Source organism: Mesorhizobium sp. CA14, from assembly GCF_020165195.1.
Lineage (GTDB): Bacteria > Pseudomonadota > Alphaproteobacteria > Rhizobiales > Rhizobiaceae > Mesorhizobium.
The window spans coordinates 257,226-275,651 of record NZ_JAIUHR010000005.1; the positions used below are offsets into that span (position 1 = coordinate 257,226).

The following is an 18,426-nucleotide window of genomic DNA, read 5'->3' on the forward strand; positions in this document are numbered from 1 at the left end:
GAATCATGCCTAAAATTATGCTTCACAATTCCGAGGCCCGCCGGGCCCTTGCCCGTGGCGTGTTCAGACTGGCGGCGGCAGTCGAACCGACGCTCGGTCCCAAAGGCATGAATGCCATGATCGACCGGCCGATCGGAACCCCGATGGTGACCCGCGACGGCGTCAGCATCGCTTCCGAGATCGAGCTGCATGACCGTTTCGAGAACATGGGCGCGCAGGTCGTCCGCGAGGTGTCGATGCAGACCAACGAGGTCGCCGGCGACGGCACGACGACCGCCATCGTGCTCGCCAACGCGCTGATCCAGGGTGGCATCGAGGCCAATGAGCGCGGCGCCAAATCAGTCGATCTCTGCAAGGGCATCAACCTTGCCGTGGCGGCGGTCGTGACGGCCCTCAAGGCATCGGCCAAGCCCGCCAAGGGCAATGGCGTCCTCGCCTCGGTTGCCAACATCGCCGCGACCGATGCCAAGCTTGGCGCGCTGGTGGCGCAAGCGCATGAGCGCGTCGGCGCGGAAGGCGTCATTACCACCGATTTCAGCGTGACCACCGAGACTACCCTGGATGTGGTCGAGGGCATGTCCTTCGACCGCGGCTACCTCTCGCATCACATGGTGACGGACCAGGAGAAAATGGAGGCCGTGCTTGAGCGGCCCTTCATCCTGATGACCGATCTCAAGATCAAGGAGCCCACCGCGCTCGAGACTGTGCGCCGTATCGCCGACCAGGCCGGTCGCCCGTTGCTGATCGTCTCCGAGGAAGTGTCGCCGGATGTTGTGGTCACGCTGCTCGGCAAGCAGGGGCCAGGCAAATACCTCGTCGTCCATCCGCCGGAATATGGCCATTGGCGAAAGGCCATGATGGAGGACCTGGCGATCATCACCGGCGGTAGGGTGATAGCCCGCGACCTCGGCGGCCGGCTGGAGGACATCACAGTCGATGATCTTGGGACCGCTGACCGGGTGAAAACCAGCTCATCCTACACCTCGATCATTCGCGGCGGCGGCGACCATGACGCGATCGCGGCGCGCCGCGCCCAGGTGCAGCGGCAGTATGAGGCCGCGCCGCCGAACATCGAGCAGGACAAGCTGCGCGAGCGCCTGGCCAAGCTCTCCGGCGGTACCGCGATCCTCTATGCCGGCGGCGTCACTCCGGTCGAGCAGAAGCGGACCATCCAGCTGATCGAGGATTCGCTGAATGCGGTGCGCGCGGCGTCCGAGGAGGGCGTGGTTGCCGGTGGCGGCTCGGCGTTGGCCCAGATCGCGCCGCTGCTCGACAAGGTGGCGACCGGTGTCGACGGCGATGTCGCCGAAGGCGTGCGCCTGGTCCGGTCGGTGCTGACACGGCCGCTCTGGCGCATCGCCGCCAATGCCGGCGCCGATCCCGAAGCCGTGGTAGCCGAGGTGACGCGCATCAACGGCGGCTACGGCTATAACGCATCCGCCGGCAGCTATCAGAACATGTTCGAAGCCGGGATCATCGATCCTGTCCGCGTCACCTACACCGCGCTGGCCAATGCCGCCTCCGTGGCGACGCTGATCCTGACCACCGAGACACTGATCGGCGATCTTGCCGAGGATGAGGACCCGACGGCCGGGCCGGCACTCGGCGGCGGCGCGGAAAAGCTTGGCCGCGCCTGAAACAATTCCGGACCTGAAAGGATACGACGATGAAAGCCGCAAGACTTTACGAATACGACCCGCACATGAACGTCAAGCTCAAGATCGAGGAGGTCAAGGCGCCGACGATCACGGCCCCGGACGAGGTCATCGTGCGGGTAGGTGCCGCCGGCCTCTGCCGCACCGACCTCCATATCATTGAAGGTGTGTGGAAACCGACCATGGACCCCGACGGCAGCCTTCTGCCTTACATCATGGGTCATGAGAACGCCGGCTGGGTCGAGGAGGTCGGCAGCGGCGTCAGATCGGTCAAGCGCGGCGATGCCGTGATCTGCCACCCGTTCCGCTCTTGCGGCATCTGCCTCAACTGCCGGCACGGCGAGGATATGTACTGCGACAATGGCCAGTTCCCTGGGCTCGGCATGAATGGCGGCTTCGCCGAATATTTCATCACCAGTGAACGTTCGCTGATCAAGCTCAATGCCAATGTCACGCCGATCGAAGTGGCGCCGCTGGCAGATGCTGGCATCACCGCTTATCGCGCCGCCAAACGGGCGGCGAAGCTTTTGCGGCCGGGGAGCTACTGCGTCCTGCTCGGCATCGGCGGGCTCGGACACATCGCGCTGCAGTCGCTGCATGCGATTTCAGGCTGCCGGATAATCGCCGTCGATCGTGAGCCTGCCGCGCGCGTGCTGGCCAAGGATCTCGGTGCCGACTTCGTCCTCGATGGCGGGCCGAACGTCGTCGAAGAAGTAAAGGCGATCACCGGCGGCGGCGCCCATGTGGTCATCGATTTCGTCGGCGAGCTTGGCGTGGAAAACATCTGCTGGAAGATGGTGCGCAAGGGCGGCCAGCTGTTCGTGGTAGGCTATGGCGGCGCCGTCAACGTGCCGACCGCGCATCTGGTCATCGAGGAAATCAACATCGGCGGCAGCCTGGTCGGCAATTTCACCGAGCTCGTCGAGCTGATGGAGCTCAACGCCGACGGCAAGGTCAAGATGCACTACACCGAATACAATCTCGCCAGCATCAACACCGCGCTCGATGACTTCAAGAACCGGCGCTTCACCGGCCGCGGCGTCATCGTTCCCTGAAAGCCTTGGGCCCGGATGCCGCGCGGAAAGCCGCGGTATCTGGTCCGGGCGTCACAATCCGGAGAGGAAAAAATGAACAAATACATCTGTGAATTCGTCGGAACCTTCGCGCTGGTCTTCTTCGGCTGCGCGACGGTTCTGTTCATGCGTTCCGAGGTCGGACTGCTCGGCGTTGCAATGGCCTTCGGCCTGTCGGTGATTGCGATGGCCTATTCGATCGGGCCGATTTCCGGCGCGCATCTCAACCCGGCCGTGAGCCTTGGCGTCTTCGTTTCCGGCCGGATGAAGTCCAACGATCTCGCCGGCTACGTGGTCGCGCAATGTCTGGGGGCGATCGCCGCCTCGGCGGTGCTCTACGTGATGGCGCAAGGCAAAGGCGGCGGCTATGACGTCGCCGCGAATGGTTTTGCCCAGAACGGCTGGTCGGCCTATTCGGCGACTTCGGCGTTCTTGTTCGAGGCAGTCGCCACATTCCTCTTTCTGCTCGTCATCTTGCGTGCCACCGCGGAGGACGGCGCGGGTGCTCTGGCCGGCCTGGCGATCGGTTTGACGCTGGTCATGATCCACCTCGCCGGCATTGCCGTGTCAGGGTCTTCGGTCAATCCGGCCCGCTCGCTAGGGCCTGCGTTGTTTGCCGGCGGAAGCGCGCTGTCGCAGCTCTGGCTCTATATCGTGGCGCCTTGCCTGGGCGCTGCCGCGGCCGGACTGGTGCTGCGCAGCGGGATGATCGGCGCCGGCGAACCGGCACCGCAGCTCGCCTGATCGGCCGCTGCCTTTTTGTCGGTAAGAGTTCCCAAGCCCATGGCGCGAACGCCATGGGTTTTTTTTCTTCGCTGCGTGTTCAGACGAAGCCGCGCCGAATGCCATATTGCTCGAGCTTGCGGTAGAGCGTTGGCCTGGAGATGCCGAGCCGCTGCGCCACCCGGCTGAGATTGCCGCCCTCTGCGGTCAGCGCATTCTTCAACGCCTGGTGTTCCGCCTCGGCTAGCGTGCCAGCGGGCTCTTCGGGGCAGACGACCGTGTTGCTGCCCGGCTGCGGCTCGGAACCGCGATCCGTGATTTCCTCGGGAAGGTCGTGCAGTCCGATACCGCGGCCGCGCGCCAGGACGTGCAGCCGTCCGACGAGGTTCTTCAGCTCGCGCACATTGCCCGGCCACCGATAGGCGAGCAATGCAGCGACAGCTTCCTGCGAGAATTCCAGCGGCTCGTCGCCTGATGCAGCGGCGATCTTCCGGTTGAAATGTTCGATCAGCAGCAGCACGTCCTCGCCGCGATCGCGCAGTGGCGGCACAGTGATCGAGACGGCGCCGATTCGATAATAGAGGTCGCGGCGGAAACGACCCGCAGCGACCTCCTGCTTGAGGTCTCGATTGGTCGAGGCGACGAGCCGGACGTCGACTGGCCGGCCTCGGTTGTCGCCGATGCGGTGGACCACGCGCTCTTCCAGGACACGCAACAGAAACGGCTGGATCTCGAGCGGCATCTCGCCGATCTCGTCGAGGCTGAGCACGCCGCCATTGGCAAGCTCGAAGACACCCGGTTTGCCGTCGCGTGATGCGCCGGTGAAGGCGCCGGCGACATGGCCGAACAGCTCGCTGCCGAACAAGTCCTTTGTGATAGCGCCGCAATTCATCGCGATGAACGGGTCATTGTCCGTACGCCGGCTGCCGGCATGGACGAGCCGCGCGAACAGCTCCTTGCCGACGCCGGTCTCGCCTTCGACCAGCAGCGAGGCGACGCTTTTCGATCGCGCGACGCGGCAGGCGACATCGACTGCGGCAAGCAGTGCCTCGCTCTCGCCGACTATCATTGCGGCTGCGTCTTGAAGATGCTTGTCCGCCTCCCGGTTGATCACGGTCGGGCTCGAAACTGTCGGCGCCGACGGGAACACCAGCGCCGCGCCGCGCAAGTCGCCATCGAGCTTGAGCGGTGTGATGTGGCAGGAGCGCAGATGAGCCGGCAGAGCCCTGGCGATATCGGCCTCCGAACCGGACGACGGAAGGTTCATCAGCCAGCGGCCGCGACCCGCGTCTATCGGGCCGCTGGTCATTTCGGCGACTTCGCCGTCGGGCAGGTTGTTTCGGTAGATCGCGCGCCCGCGATGATCGACGATCACCAGTCCATCTTTTCGGCGATAGCCGGGAGCCGATGAAATGAAAGCTTCGAGCAGGCGTGTGCGCTGCTCCTGTTGCTGCTCCGCCAATGCTTTTTCGATCTGGCGGGCCGTGGTGGCGACAAGAGCGGTGTTGTGCGGTCGGAAGATCGGCGAATAGCCTGACAGGTCGACGACCCCAACTATCTTGCCGTCCAGCGGATCGCGGATCGGCGCGCCGGCGCAGGTCCAGGACTTGATGCCGGCGCAGAAGTGCTCCGCCGCATGGACGAAAGTCGGTTCCCCGGTCCACAGGGCCGTGCCAATGCCGTTGGTTCCGACGGCGCCCTCATTCCACTTGCCGCCGATGGCCAGATGAATATCCATGCCGTCATGCAGGGTCTTCTTGTCGCCGATGGCATCGATCAGCACGCCGTCGCTGTCGGCAAGAACCAGCATCGCGCCGGTGCCCTCCAGCAACTGACCGATGGAGGCGAAGGATCGGCGCGCCGCCGCGAGCAGTTCGGCATTGGCTCGGGTCAGGTACTCGATCTCGTCGCGATCGCTGCTCAGCGGCGCTTCGATCCCCTGAGCGTTGATGCCGCCGGTGGCGCTGCGATACCAGGAGTCATGAATGAGGGAGCGGACGTGGCTTGGGCGGATCGGATCGCGGACACATTTTGGTTCGTCCGCCAGAAAATCTTCCCAAGCGCGCATAGTGGCGCGCTCGTCATAGTCGATGCTGCCTAGAGCGATTTGATTGCTGGCCAACGACGCACGCGTTGGAAGAGCATCGATCTTCATCTGATTAGGCCCAGGATCGCGTTTCATTCAGTCATTACGGAACCTTCGAGGCATGCCAATGCTGCATTCTGTCTTGGATCGGACGTGCCGAAGCCCGTCCAATCGCTTACCGGTCAATTGATGCCTAGTTTCGCGCCGATGTCGGTGGCGAGCTGTTCTTCGGAGTAGGTGGCGGTGAGGCGACGTCCGTCCACGTCGGCAAGCTTCGCGGCGATGGCTTCGTCGACCGGCGCGAAGTAGCCGTTCTGCTTGGTGGCCAATACGAAAATGTGCTCGCCGCCGCGATCACGGATATCGCCAATATGATGAAGCTGACGGCCTGTGTTTTGATCCTTCGAGATCACACGCCCATTGATGCTGACATGCACGGACGGGTTGGCTTCGGCCACAGATCCGGGTGCGCCGCCAACATGAATGATAAGGCCTTGAGCCTTGGGTTTCTGACGTGGCTGTTTAGAAGCTGAATAACCGCCGGCGCTGAGTTGGTCGGCAAGGCGAATGATGGTTGAGCGGTTCTGCTCAATCAGCCTTTTGACTTGAGCATCCTCGCGCCGCGGGCCATCCCGCTTGGAGATGATCTCGACCATGAATCCTCCCAGATTCGTCGGCAGTGCCGGTATGGCAATTTTTCTTGCTTGCAGCGAACCTTACACCGCCACAGTCGGGTCCGCCATTCATATTAGTTAGCGCCGAAATGAGTGTCGTTGGTAGCAGGCGGCTGCTACACGGGGGGTATTCGTACGTTGAGCAATGCCCGTGTCATACCGCCTTGCTCTTCGATATCGAGGGTTCGCTGTCGAATGGGTGCCTGTCGCGCAGGTAGAGCGCGCATGTGGTGCGCAGCATCGAGGCAAAGTTCGGGATATGGCCGTTAATCTCGATCGCTTCATCGTAAAGCGTCGAGAGGAATTTCGGCGCCGTCATCCCCTGTCCATGGGCGATCTCGTCCAACAGCGTCCAAAAAGTGGCTTCGAGCTGGATGCTCGTCGAGTGGCCGCCTATTCGAACTGAGCGATTGATTAGCCGATAGCCTTCCGGATCCTGGCCGGCAAAGACCTTGCACATCCTAAGACCTCCCGTTTGATGTCGCTTGGGCGAAGACCTTCCAAGTCCCTTCCCCAGAAGGATACCAACCTGGCGGGCATTTTCCTCTCAATTTGCGGTGACTGCAATCGGATGGTGATGTGTAATCCGCCCAAACGCCTCTCGACGTGGTAACTGGCTGCTACCCGTTTTGTAACGGTAGGCGGTATCCCGGACCACATGCAAGGCGGGAGGCTTCTTTGGCGAAAGCAATTCATTCGATGATCCGGGTTATCGACGAGAACCTGTCGGTCAGTTTCTACAAGAGCGCATTTGGATTCAATGTTGCCGACCGGTTGGATTTTGACACGTTCACATTGGTTTATCTGCGTGGCGCAGAATCCGATTTCGAGCTTGAACTGACGATCAACAAGGGCAGGAGAGAACTCTATGCGCTTGGCGAAGGCTATGGCCACTTGGCCTTTTGCGTCGACGATATCGAGGCCGAATATAAGCGCTTGACTGCAGCAGGCTTCAATCCGCGAAAAATTGTCGAGTTCAAGCGCGAAGGAGCGCTGCTCGCGCGGTTCTTTTTCGTTGCCGACCCAGATGGCTACCAGGTTGAAGTGCTGCAGCGTCACGGACGGTACAAATAGCGGCGTTCGATGGGTGCACACCCATGACTTGCACAACCACGACTTCTTAATACCTGCATGATCGCCCAGGAAATAGCCATCGGGGACGAGATGGCGGTGCTCCTGCCAATTCGTATAGGAAGGGGATGGCTTCGACCGTCCGGGACTGCGCTGCGGCCACTTAGAGTGGCAGATAAATGATCCGACCGACGAAGTAGAGCAGTCCCGCGACTTCCTAAATTAATGGCGGGTGAAGCTGCGTTCGATGATCGACCCTGGCGTCTACGTCTAATTTCGCCTTGATTTGCCCAAAGGCAGATGCCCCACTGCGGTCATTCGAGAAACTGGCGGCGGATCACCGCTTCTGTGAAACAGACGTGACATAGCGCGCCATGTACGGCATTGGCCCTGACTGTCTGCGAAATCGCGTCTTCGAGCAAATCAGCCCTGAGACGATACGGAACAATACGGAAAACTACTTTATTTTGGCCCGCGAAGAACTCAACTTGATCAAGGTCTATCAGATGCCCTCCGGGCCCACCATTGTCGTTATTTATCAACGCTTTATAGGGTGGTTCGCCACAGGGTTCGCCAATAGGTTCGCCAAGCATGGGCTTGCGCATCACGAGACGCACGACTCGATCCATCCCCTGGACCGCCAGCCGAACCTGCGATGCCTCGCGCGAATAGAGCTCGGCATGATCGATGTCGTCGTGACCGAGCACATCCATGAGTTGCCTGGTCGAAGCCTCTGGCTCGGCCAGATAGACGCCAAGCGACTTCCTCAGTCCATGCAGAGTCAGCCCCTTCGGCAGCCCGGCAAGCTTGCACCAATGCGCCATCATTCCAGTCAGCGACTTGGCGGAGAACGGCTCACCATAGCCGTTCACCAGGACGGTCTCGCCGCGCCTGTCGGCCGCATCCAGGATCTCAGACAGCATCGGTGTAATTGGGACAAAAAGCCTTTTGCCGCCAGTTCGCCCCTTGTTCTTGGCCTGAACGATATCAAACCCGTCGAAGTGACGCTCGACACCGTCGATGAAGACACGGCGGGTCACCCTCTGGTCCCAGCGCAGGCCAGCGACGTCGCCGCGGCGGTTGCCGAGCCAGAGCGCCAAACCTAGCAAGTGCGTGCCGCGGTGCCGAGCTGCCAACGGTTTTCGAATTGCGCCATGGCCTCGCGCGACCAGGCTTTCCAGCCGGCAAAGGCGGGCCGCCATTCGACTGCCGCTGTGGGGTCGATTTCAATCCAGTCTTGCCGTAGCGCGACATACACCAGCTTGCGTATGCCCACCAACAGATGCTTGGCCTTGTGGGGCGTGGCGATGAAGCGGCCAAGAAGCTCTTCAACATGGATGCGTCTAAGGTTCTTAACCGCTACGTTCCGCCAGATGAGCGGGTGATCAGGGACCACCCGCAGTTCTAAAAATTCTTCGATCAGCCGCGTGTTCTTGCGCTTGCTGGCCTCATCAAGCGCCAGCCACTTGACTGAGATCTTCAACCGTTGAAAAGCGGCTCCAAACGTGCCGGGCAGGGCAGCTCCGGGCATTTGGACGACCGGGGCCTTGGGGACTTTCCGGCCCTCGACCGCTGCCTGATATGCGTCCTTGAATTCCGGCTGATCGGGGGCCGGCAGACTGACCACGCGCTCCTTCGTCCGATAGCGCCACCGCAATTTTCCATGGCGATCGGTGTAGGAGGAGAGGCCGGGATATCTGTTGGTCATGGCAAAATGAATCTATTCCCTGCGATGATTCCCTTGCAGCAGGAAGTCGACGACATTCTCTTCATCGTCTCCAGGTAGTTCGGTAAACGCGGCTTCGAGTTTCAACCGATCCCAAATCACGCGGCCGTCAACCTTCTTCGGCCTCGGCATGCGGTGGTCAGCGACCATTTGATCGAATTTGGTCACGCCCACGCCAACGTACCGGGCGGCTTCTTCACGCGAGAGACCCCGAGGAGGGTAGGAGAGGGAGTCGCTTTTCATGACCTCGCTCGCCTGCATCGCCCGCGCGTTTAGGCGTGGACTTCTGTGCAGCGAGTAGGATCTAGATCGTGAAAACGACGTCCGGAAGAGAGCTAGTTGAACGGTGCGGCGAATTGTGGTCGAAGCGTCTGAACGGGATCGTCTGACCATCCTCAATGTACCTCGGGGGCTCGAACCTGCGATCCGACGAGGTGGAGCCCCGCTTCCAGGTGCCGGAGCGGCCGAGCAAGCTTGATGCCCTATGCCGAGCGGCTGGCGGCCTGGCTGAGGACGGAAGCAAACAGGCCGCGCAAGCAGAAGCGCACGATCAAGCAGTCGCATGCGGATCTGATGAGCCTCGGTAATGAGGGCTCATATGGACGCGTTGCCGCCTTTGCGCGGGACTGGAAGGCAGATCGCCAGCGTCAGATGCAAACGAGCGGGCGCGGCACCTTCGTGCCGCTGGCGTTCGAACCCGGTGAGGCGTTCCAGTTCGACTGGTCGGAAGATTGGGCGGTCATCGGCGGCGAGCGCCCATGCTTCAGGTCGCGCACTTCATATCGGCACACCACTTTCGCCGCTATTTAGGGCGCAAGGATTTATGCAAATCAATCATAAATCGCATGTCCATATCTCGTTTGTAGCAACCGCGCTGGCAAGGCTACGCTTCACTTAAGAACGGGGCCGTTGAGCCCTCGGGGAATGAAATCATGCGCGAACGCGCCTCATCGACACCTTTTGTCATTGTGCCGCGACGCAAAACCTGGACGAAAATCCTGGGTCTTGTCGTCATTGTCCTGCTTGCGCTCCTCATCAGGGCTTTCTGGGTCGGCGACATCGCCTGGAGCTATGTCGGCGCCAATCTCTTTTCACCGAGCGTTCTCAGGGGCGTCGTCAACTCGATTATCATGACTTTTTGCGCAATGGTGCTGGGCATCGTCCTTGGCGTCATCGCCGCAGTCATGCGCATGTCGGACAATCCTGTGCTGCGGAACGTCTCGATCGGTTACGTCTGGCTCTTTCGCGGCACGCCGGCGCTTCTTCAATTGCTGCTGTGGTTCAATCTCGCGCTGATTTTCCCCACGATGGGCATCCCGGGGCTGTTCTCATTCAGAACCGTGGATGTGATGACGCCCTTCGTCGCCGCCTTCCTCGGACTGGGCATCCAGCAAGGCGCCTATACCGCGGAAGTGGTGCGCGCCGGCATCCTGTCCATCGACAAGGGGCAGACTGAAGCGGGCCTTTCGATCGGCATGACGCCGTTGCGCGCTATGCTGACGATCGTCCTGCCGCAGGCCATGCGCGTAATCGTTCCGCCGATCGGCAACGAAACTATCGGCATGGTCAAGCTCACTTCGCTGGCCAGCGTCATCCAGTATTCCGAACTGCTGAGAAGTGTCGAGGACGTCTATTACGTCAACTCCCGCGTCATCGAACTGCTGATCGTCGCGTCGATCTGGTACATGGTCGTCGTCACCGTGCTTTCCATCGGCCAGATCTTCGTCGAGCGCTATTTCTCGAAGGGCTGGGGCGGCCACGGCCCGGGCCAGCCGGCCCGCCAGACCCTCACCGAGGAGGCAGCGTGATGGACGCTCTCATCACGGCTGTCGGCCTGCAGAAGTATTTCGGCTCTTTCCACGTCTTGCAGGACATCGACTTTGCAATCGCCAAGGGTGAGGTGGTCTGCATCATCGGCCCGTCAGGCTCGGGCAAGAGCACCTTCCTGCGCTGCATCAACCAGCTTGAAAGGATCGACGCCGGTTGTGTCGCCGTCGACGGCGAAATCATCGGCTACCACCGCGACGGGCGCATGCTCTATCCGCTGAGCGAGCGCGAGATCGCCCGCCAGCGCCAGGCAGTCGGCATGGTGTTCCAGCGTTTCCATCTCTTCCCTCACAAGACCGTGCTGCAAAACATCGTCGAAGGGCCGGTGGGCGTGCAGAAACGTCCCAGGAACGATTGCATCGGGGAGGCCAGGACTTTGCTCAAGCGCGTGGGACTTGCCCAAAAGGCGCAGGCCTATCCCGGAGAATTGTCGGGCGGTCAGCAGCAGCGCGTGGCGATCGCCCGCGCGCTCGCGATGAAGCCCAAGGCGATGCTCTTTGACGAGCCCACCTCCGCGCTCGATCCGGAGCTGGTCGGCGAGGTGCTTGGCGTGATGAAGGAGCTTGCGGCCTCCGGAACCACCATGATCGTCGTCACGCATGAGCTCGGCTTCTGCCGCGAGGTGGCCGACCGGGTCCTGTTCATGGACGCAGGCCGCATCGTCGACAGCGGAACGCCAGCCGAGATTCTCGAGAACCCGCGAAATCCCAGAGTGAAGAACTTCATCTCTGCGGTGCTTTGAAAAACAACCTCAAGAGGAGAATGCCATGAAATTCCTGCGCATTGCCGTCTCGGCAATTGCCCTGGTCTCGGCCGGTGCGGCATCGGCCGAAACCAAGCTCAACCTCATCAACGATGGTGAACTGCGCGTCCTGACGAATCCGATCTATCCGCCGATGGAGTTCGTCAATCCGGACCAGGGCACACTCGATGGCTTCGATGTCGACCTGATCAACGCCATCGGCAAGAAGCTCAAGCTCAATGTGCTGTTCGTCACCTCGGCATTCCAGGAGCTGCAGAGCGGCCTTCAGACCGGGCGCGGCGACATGATCATCTCTGGCATGAGCGACAACGTGAAGCGTCAGGCCAGCATGGATTTCGTCGATTATGTGACGAGCGGCCCCATCCTCTTCACGATGCAGACCAACGCCACACAGTACAAACAGACGACCGACTTCTGCGGCAAGACCGTCGCTGGCAGCCGCTCGACTTCCTTCGGCGAGAACGTCAGCAGTTGGAGCGACGCCAACTGCGTGGCCAAGGGCAAGCCGGCAATCAAGTTCGAAGGAACCGCCGATTCCAACGCTGCCCGTCTCGGCATGAAACAGGGCCGCTATGACGCCGTCGTACAGGGCGTCGAAACCATTGCCTACCAGATCCGCCTCGAGCCCGACACCTACCGGCTCGTCGGCGAACCGCTGCTCAGCAACGACACATTCGGCATGGGCTTCAAGAAGGACAATACCGGCCTTCGCGATGCGGTGGCTGGCGCGTTCGACGAACTGATCAAGGACGGTTCGTACGACGCCCTGCTCAAGAAGTGGGGGCTGGTGCACAACGCCGTGCCGAGGGCCGTCATCAACGGTGTGAAATAAGCCGGCGCGCCCAGGCTTTTCCAAAAGCTCGCTTTTGTTCGACCGGTCGCAGCGGCCGGCATGGAGAGCTTTTTGTCTTTGAACATCCGCGCCCGGTTCCGCCGGGCGCGGGGAATCCTGAAACAGATTGACCATACCTATGTCGCAACCTGCACTTTCCACTGCGTCGCTCTGGCCAGCCGGAAGAAAATCCGCCGCCGCTCTCGCCTTCGACCTCGACGGTCCGACGGGAGACGCCATGCTCGACGGCTCCCTGCTCTCCAATCCGCGCTACTTCACGCAAGGCGCCTACGGGCCCTGGCGCGCTCTTCCGAGGCTGCTCGATCTGCTGGCAGCCTTCGATTTCAAGGCCACCTTCTTCATTCCAACCTGGGTGGTGGAGCAATGGACCGAACGATGCGAGCGCATCGTTGCCGAGGGCCATGAGGTCGGTTATCACGGCCATCGCCACGAAGTCTTCATCGATCTCGGCGTGGCTGAGCAATTGGAGGTCATGGAGCATTCGCGCGCGATCTTTCGCGAGCGGCTTGGCGCGACGCCTATCGGCTTCAGGACGCCATCCGGCGACTGGAGCCAGGAGACGGCCGCGCTTCTCAGTGATTTCGGCGTTGTCTATTCGAGTTCCATGCGCGGCGATGACCGCCCCTACTTCCATCCGGCAGGGACGGGTCTCGGGCTCGTCGAGATTCCTGCGCGCTGGGACATCGACGACTACACCGCGCTTGCTTACACCGAGGCGCCGGACTTCCCGATCGGGCTTGATCGTATCTCGGACTATCGCTCTGTGGAGCGCAACTGGCGCGCCGAGTTTGAAGGTTACCATCGCGAAGGGCTCTGCTGGACAACGATCCTGCATCCAAAAGTGTGCGCCAAGCCTGGACGGCTCTCGATCCTCGAGGGCCTGTTCAAGGCGATCGCGGACAAGGGCGACACCGTCTGGAGGGCGCGCCTTGGCGATATCGCTCGATGGTGGATCGAACGCCATTCTCAAACCGACGACCAGGGGCGGGCGGCATGAGCGCGCCACAGCCGACGATCTGGCCTCGGGACAAGAGCTGCGCCGTGATGGTGGCGGTGCAGTTCGACGACGGCGCGGATGCGATTGCCGCGGCCCCCGACCTTGCCAGCAGATCGAAGAGTCTTTCAGTCTGGCAATATGGCGCGACGCGCGGCGTCGATCGCCTGTGCCGGACATTCGCAACCTTCGGCATCAAGACAAGCTGGTTCCTCACCGCCGAGACGGCAGATCGCCGCGGCGATCATGTACGCGCGATCGCCAGCGCAGGCCATGAGATCGCAAGCGCCAGCCTGTCCTTCGATCGGTACGACACACTCACTTCTGCCCATTCGCTCGACAACCTCCGCCGGTCCAGGGAAATGCTGAGCATTTTGGCAGAGCGGGAAACGAGCGGTTTCCACCTGCCGCAGGGCAATTGGCCTGTAGGGTTCGATCAGTTGCTGCTGGAAGCTGGCTACCGTTGGTCGGCAAGCCTCAACGGCGACGACATTCCCTACACGCATCCGTCCGGCCTCGTCGAAATCCCGGTTCACGTCGAGCTTGAGGACCGGCCCTATTTCCAGTTCAACTTCACGCCCGCCTTTCCGAAAGGCCAGAGCCGGATACCCGACTACGAGGGAGTCCTGCACAACTGGATCGCCGAGTTCGACGCCTATCGGCGCTTCGGTCTCTGCTACGTCATCCAGCTTCGGCCGGAATGGAGCGGGACGCCCGGACGCATTTCGCTGGTAGAGGATCTGCTGCGACACATCCTGGGCTTCGAGGACGTGTGGGTGGCGACCGGCGCCGAAATCGCCGAGCGCCAGCGAGCGTTCGGCCCCGCAATCCAGGACGGCCACCCCATCCGGGTCTTCGAGGCCTACCGGAGGGAGCGGCGCGCCGATGGCTGAGACAGTCCTCACCGCACTCGCCGCCAACATCGCGGCAACTGACTTCCCCGATTTTCCCGAAGCCACGATCCGAAAGGCCAAACTTCACATTTTGGATACGCTGGGCGCTGCGATAGCGGGCGCGACATCTGTCGAGACGAAGCTCGTGATCAACGCCCTGGGGCTGAAGGGGACCAAGGGGGAGGCGAGCGTTTGGGCGCTGCCGCTGAAGACAGACGCCCGCACCGCCGCCTTCATCAACGGCGTTTCGGCGCACGCTTTCGAGCTCGACGACTCCGGCGGCTGCGATCATTCCGGCGCCGTCGTTCTGCCGGCCGTCATGGCGGCACTCGAGAGCACCGCAGCGACCGTGGACGGTCGCCTATTCCTCAAGTCCGTGTTGCTCGGATATGAAGTGGGACGCCGCGTCCTGGAGGCCTCCGGCGGCTATGAAGTTCACAATGGCAACGGCTGGCATTCCACAGGCACCTGTGGAACTTTCGGAGCAGCGGCAGCAGTTGCGACGCTGATGGGCCTCGACCGGGAGGGTACCGCATCGGCGCTAGGTTCTGCGCTCTCTTATTCCGGCGGTACATGGGCCTTCATCCACGACGGCGGGCCGGCCAAGAAACTTCACGCAGGTCGTGCGGCGGAGGGCGGCTACATGGCGGCGCGGCTGGCGCGGGCCGGTTTCCAGGGACCGCTTTCAGCTTTCGACGACAAGGCATGGGGCGGCTTCTTTCAGACCTTCGGCGAGGAACGGGCGACGCCGGAGGAGCTTTGCCGCGACTTTGGCCAGAACTGGCGGCTCAACCGCTGCTCGATCAAGCCGCACGCGACCTGCCGAGGCACGCATTCGGCCATCGACGCCATCGATCTTCTGCTTTCGGACATCGGCTTGAAGAGTTCGGGCGTCGCGTCGGTCACCGTCGACATGAGTGGTTTCCAGTACGGCATGTGCGGGCACAAGACGGTGACCTCGCGAGCGCAAGCGCAGATGAGTCTGCCCTATGCAGTCGCGGCGCGCCTTCAGTTCGGCAAAGTCTCCCTGGCCGAACTCGAGGAAAACGCCTGGCGCAGCCCTGCAATCCGCAGATGGCTGGACATGCTGACCGTTCGGATCAACGACACAATGCGTGACGAGGACGAGCCGTCCGTGGAAATCCGCACCCATGACGGCACGACATTGGCCGCTACCGTCGAACATCCGCTCGGCGGCCCGCTCAACCCGCTGAGCGACGAGCGCATCATCGCCAAATACGCCGATCTCGCGCGCGCCGTCCTGCCGCATTCCCGTGTGGAGACCCTCCGCGACCTGATCCTTGGCATCGACACCGCAGCCGATGTCCGCCCGCTTATCGATCTGCTCAAACCGTGAGATGACAATGACTGCAGCCTCGAACGCAACATGGTCGCCACTCTTCAAGGAGGCCGTCTCCCTCGACTTTCGTGATTTTCATGAATGCCTCGACCAGGACAAGCGCATCGCCATTCATGACATCGCGGGCTCCAAGGTTCACGCCCGGATGCTTGCCCGTGTCGGCCTGCTCCACCCTCAGGATCACGAAGCCATCCAGGCGGGCCTCGATGCAATCGCCGAGGAGATCCGCTCGGGCGCCTTCCAGTGGAAGAAGGAGCTCGAGGACGTCCACATGAACGTGGAGAGCCGCTTGACGGCGCTGATCGGCGACGCCGGCAAGAAGCTACACACCGCGCGGTCGCGCAATGATCAGGTCGCTACCGACATCCGTCTCTACGCCCGGGATGAGCTCGACGCGCTCTGGCTCGAGATCAAGGCGCTGATCCTCGCCTTCGTCGAACTCGCAGAGAGACATGCGGATACGATAATGCCGGGCTTTACCCACCTTCAGGTCGCGCAGCCCGTCACCTTCGGCCATCACATGTTGGCCTATGCGGAGATGTTCCTGCGCTATCTCGAGCGCGTCGGCCAGGCGCGGGAGCGCCTCAACGTCTCTCCGCTCGGCGCGGCGGCGCTTGCTGGAACGAGCTACCCTATCGATCCCGATTTCAGTGCGCGGGAGCTTGGCTTTTCTAGGGCCTTCCGCAATTCGCTCGATGCAGTCTCCGATCGCGACTTTGTTGTCGATATCTGTGCGGCAGGTTCAATCATCATGGGCCACCTGTCGCGTTTTGCAGAAGAAATCATCCTCTGGTGTACGCCGATGGTCGATTTCATCGAAGTGGGTGATCAATTCTGCACCGGATCCTCGATCATGCCACAGAAACGCAATCCGGACCTCGCTGAACTGCTGCGCGGCAAGGCCGCGCGCGTGATCGGCAATCTGACGACATCGGCGGCGCTGATGAAGGCTCAACCGCTGGCCTTCAACAAAGACCAGCAGGAGTCCAAGCCGCCGATGACCGACACGCTGGAAAACGTGCGAGGCGCGGCAGCTGTCACCGCCCAGATGCTGCCGACGATCAAGGTCAAGACGTATAACATGCTGGCCGCCGCCGAGCAGGGCTATTCGACCGCAACCGACCTCGCTGACTACCTCGTGCGCGCCGGCCTTCCTTTCCGCGATGCGCACCACGCGGTGGCCGCGATCGTCGGCGCGGCGCGGGACCAGGGTTACGGCAGGCTTTCCGAGATGCCGCTCGCCTCCATGCAGGCCTTCGCCTCTGTCATATCCAGCGATGTGGCGGAGGTGTTGACGGCGGAGGGCTCAGTTGCCAGCCGCAACCACCGCGGCGGAACGGCGCCGGAACAGGTTCGCCGAGCCGCGGCCGAGCTGCGCGCCTTGCTCGACTGATATCGAAACGCTGTTTACCTCCGCGGCGGCACCTGCTTAATGGCGGGAACCCCGCGGAGAACGTTTTTGAAACCGGCCCTCCAGCAGAACCGGCTGCCGCCGCTGCAGACCCTGCAGACGTTTTCGGTTGTCGCGGAGACCGGAAGCTTCACTCAGGCTGCGGCCGAACTCAATCTCAGCCAAAGCGCGATCAGCCGTCAAATACAGCAGTTGGAACATTATTTCGGCTGCAGTCTCTTCCAGCGTCATACGCGCAAGGTGGTTCTGAGCGAGCAGGGAGACGCGATCGTTCCGATCATCAATGGACTGCTGATCTCGCTTCGCAACTCCTTCGAGGCGACGAGGACAAAGGGTCGATCCTTGACGGTTCGCATGCCGCTCACTTTTGCGCGGCGCTGGCTTCTCCCGCGGCTGACAGATCTTCACAGCCGGCACCCCAACTTGAACATTACGATCGACACCGCCTGGTTCGCGCGGCCGAACTTCGGGCCTGGGGACATCGATCTGCTGGTCCTTTACGGCAACGGCCATTGGCCCGGCATGCATGTCGAATTGCTCCTGCCGGAGAAGCTGACCCCGATGTGCTCGCCTTCATTTGTGGGCTTTCTTGGCGACCCGGCACGGATCGAAAGTCTGGCCGACTGCGTGCTATTGCACTCCAACGCGCGGCAGAGCGACTGGACGCTCTGGCTGCAGGCCGAAGGCGCTTATGACCTGACAGCGGCGCGCAACCAGATATTCGACACGCAGGATTTTGCGATGACAGCCGCGGCAAGCGGCTACGGCGTGACCATGGGAGATTTGCATTTAGCGCGGGGGGATCTGGAAAGCGGCGCGCTCGTCACACCCTTTTCGCGCGTCATCGAAAGCGGCTATGGCTACTACGCCATCTGTCCTGCAAGGGGGGACGCCATAGCGCTCGTATCCGATCTGCTCGATTGGCTGGTGAAGGGCCGTCCAGCGTAAATGCCGTTGCGAGATTGGGCCGTCAGCCATCAATTATGCGAGATCCAACGGCTCTTGGCCACGTTTCCGATCATGGAATTTGAACGTCGCTCATACTTCTTGCTGTGAAGCTTGGAAGCTGCCAATCCGCTTCCGGCCCAAACCAGCCGCGCTCATTCCGCCATGGTCCATACATGCGCCGCCCTTCGATCCCTTTGTGGGAAAGAAGCCGCTCGCATTAAATACTATTCTCCTCCTGCTCCCTAAATGTTTAGTCCCGCCATTTGCTGGAGCGGATTGAGCCAGAAACGTTGGTAGTGTGCTGAGAGTTCTGCAAATTCGCTGAGAGAGGGCGGTCATGGCAGGCTGGTGATTGTTCAAAGTCACCTG

Annotated in this window: 17 protein-coding genes and 2 pseudogenes; 13 read left to right on the forward strand and 6 right to left on the reverse strand. The window is 61.5% G+C overall.

The window, feature by feature from the left end:
- Window positions 1–5: 5 nt before the first annotated feature.
- The 3 genes from LB565_RS09215 (at window position 6) to LB565_RS09225 (ending at window position 3,472) form a co-directional block, all read left to right on the forward strand.
- Window positions 6–1,637 carry a molecular chaperone GroEL gene (locus tag LB565_RS09215; protein WP_224583063.1) on the forward strand — a complete coding sequence of 544 codons (1,632 nt, stop codon included), beginning with the start codon at window positions 6–8 and terminating at the stop codon, window positions 1,635–1,637.
- A gap of 29 nt (window positions 1,638–1,666) precedes the next feature.
- Window positions 1,667–2,710 (forward strand): NAD(P)-dependent alcohol dehydrogenase, encoded by a 1,044-nt coding sequence (locus tag LB565_RS09220; RefSeq protein ID WP_140535659.1) that lies wholly within the window; start codon window positions 1,667–1,669, stop codon window positions 2,708–2,710.
- 72 nt (window positions 2,711–2,782) lie between these two features.
- Entirely contained in the window at window positions 2,783–3,472 is a 690-nt protein-coding gene (locus tag LB565_RS09225) for an MIP family channel protein (RefSeq protein WP_224583066.1), read from the forward strand.
- Between the two features lie 79 nt (window positions 3,473–3,551).
- Here LB565_RS09225 and LB565_RS09230 read toward each other — a convergent pair whose 3' ends face one another.
- The 3 genes from LB565_RS09230 to LB565_RS09240 all read right to left on the reverse strand — a co-directional run bounded on the left by LB565_RS09230 (window position 3,552) and on the right by LB565_RS09240 (window position 6,671).
- Complete coding sequence (locus LB565_RS09230) at window positions 3,552–5,573, reverse strand: sigma-54-dependent Fis family transcriptional regulator (protein ID WP_224583068.1); 2,022 nt, start codon at window positions 5,571–5,573, stop codon at window positions 3,552–3,554.
- A 146-nt stretch (window positions 5,574–5,719) separates the two neighbouring features.
- The gene (locus tag LB565_RS09235) at window positions 5,720–6,193 is read right to left on the reverse strand and encodes a hypothetical protein (protein WP_224583070.1); all 474 of its coding nucleotides are present in this window, start codon (window positions 6,191–6,193) and stop codon (window positions 5,720–5,722) included.
- Between the two features lie 172 nt (window positions 6,194–6,365).
- Window positions 6,366–6,671: a ribbon-helix-helix domain-containing protein gene (locus tag LB565_RS09240; RefSeq protein WP_224583071.1), complete on the reverse strand. Its 306-nt coding sequence runs from the start codon at window positions 6,669–6,671 to the stop codon at window positions 6,366–6,368.
- Between the two features lie 218 nt (window positions 6,672–6,889).
- Here LB565_RS09240 and LB565_RS09245 point away from each other — a divergent pair, with 218 nt between their 5' ends.
- Window positions 6,890–7,285, forward strand: a complete 396-nt coding sequence (locus LB565_RS09245) for a VOC family protein (RefSeq protein ID WP_224583073.1) — start codon at window positions 6,890–6,892, stop codon at window positions 7,283–7,285.
- Window positions 7,286–7,890: 605 nt separating this feature from the next.
- Here the strand turns inward: LB565_RS09245 and LB565_RS09250 are convergent.
- From LB565_RS09250 to LB565_RS09260, 3 genes and pseudogenes are all read right to left on the reverse strand, one after another.
- A pseudogene (locus tag LB565_RS09250) lies at window positions 7,891–8,382 on the reverse strand (tyrosine-type recombinase/integrase); the annotation flags it as partial.
- Between the two features lie 2 nt (window positions 8,383–8,384).
- Window positions 8,385–8,990, reverse strand: a complete 606-nt coding sequence (locus tag LB565_RS09255) for a hypothetical protein (protein WP_224583076.1) — start codon at window positions 8,988–8,990, stop codon at window positions 8,385–8,387.
- A 12-nt stretch (window positions 8,991–9,002) separates the two neighbouring features.
- Window positions 9,003–9,251, reverse strand: a complete 249-nt coding sequence (locus tag LB565_RS09260) for a hypothetical protein (RefSeq protein WP_224583078.1) — start codon at window positions 9,249–9,251, stop codon at window positions 9,003–9,005.
- 176 nt (window positions 9,252–9,427) lie between these two features.
- On the opposite strand from LB565_RS09260, the pseudogene LB565_RS09265 reads away from it, so the two are divergent.
- From LB565_RS09265 to LB565_RS09305, 9 genes and pseudogenes are all read left to right on the forward strand, one after another.
- A pseudogene (locus LB565_RS09265) lies at window positions 9,428–9,799 on the forward strand (IS21 family transposase); the annotation flags it as partial.
- 141 nt (window positions 9,800–9,940) lie between these two features.
- On the forward strand, window positions 9,941–10,816 hold the full coding sequence (locus tag LB565_RS09270) for an amino acid ABC transporter permease (protein WP_224583087.1): 876 nt from the start codon (window positions 9,941–9,943) through the stop codon (window positions 10,814–10,816).
- Entirely contained in the window at window positions 10,816–11,577 is a 762-nt protein-coding gene (locus LB565_RS09275; RefSeq protein ID WP_224583090.1) for an amino acid ABC transporter ATP-binding protein, read from the forward strand. The genes LB565_RS09270 and LB565_RS09275 overlap by 1 nt, the downstream gene beginning before the upstream one ends.
- A gap of 25 nt (window positions 11,578–11,602) precedes the next feature.
- A complete protein-coding gene (locus LB565_RS09280) occupies window positions 11,603–12,430 on the forward strand; it encodes an ABC transporter substrate-binding protein (RefSeq protein WP_224583092.1) in 828 nt (275 codons plus the stop codon).
- Between the two features lie 238 nt (window positions 12,431–12,668).
- Window positions 12,669–13,448 (forward strand): polysaccharide deacetylase family protein, encoded by a 780-nt coding sequence (locus LB565_RS09285; protein ID WP_224583094.1) that lies wholly within the window; start codon window positions 12,669–12,671, stop codon window positions 13,446–13,448.
- A gap of 47 nt (window positions 13,449–13,495) precedes the next feature.
- Window positions 13,496–14,338 (forward strand): polysaccharide deacetylase family protein, encoded by an 843-nt coding sequence (locus LB565_RS09290; RefSeq protein WP_224583122.1) that lies wholly within the window; start codon window positions 13,496–13,498, stop codon window positions 14,336–14,338.
- Window positions 14,331–15,695: an MmgE/PrpD family protein gene (locus LB565_RS09295; RefSeq protein WP_224583096.1), complete on the forward strand. Its 1,365-nt coding sequence runs from the start codon at window positions 14,331–14,333 to the stop codon at window positions 15,693–15,695. Before LB565_RS09290 ends, LB565_RS09295 begins: the two co-directional genes overlap by 8 nt.
- Window positions 15,661–17,091, forward strand: a complete 1,431-nt coding sequence (gene argH / locus LB565_RS09300) for an argininosuccinate lyase (protein ID WP_224583098.1) — start codon at window positions 15,661–15,663, stop codon at window positions 17,089–17,091. The genes LB565_RS09295 and argH overlap by 35 nt, the downstream gene beginning before the upstream one ends.
- Before the next feature lie 66 nt (window positions 17,092–17,157).
- On the forward strand, window positions 17,158–18,057 hold the full coding sequence (locus LB565_RS09305) for a LysR substrate-binding domain-containing protein (protein WP_224583100.1): 900 nt from the start codon (window positions 17,158–17,160) through the stop codon (window positions 18,055–18,057).
- The last annotated feature ends 369 nt before the right edge of the window (window positions 18,058–18,426 follow it).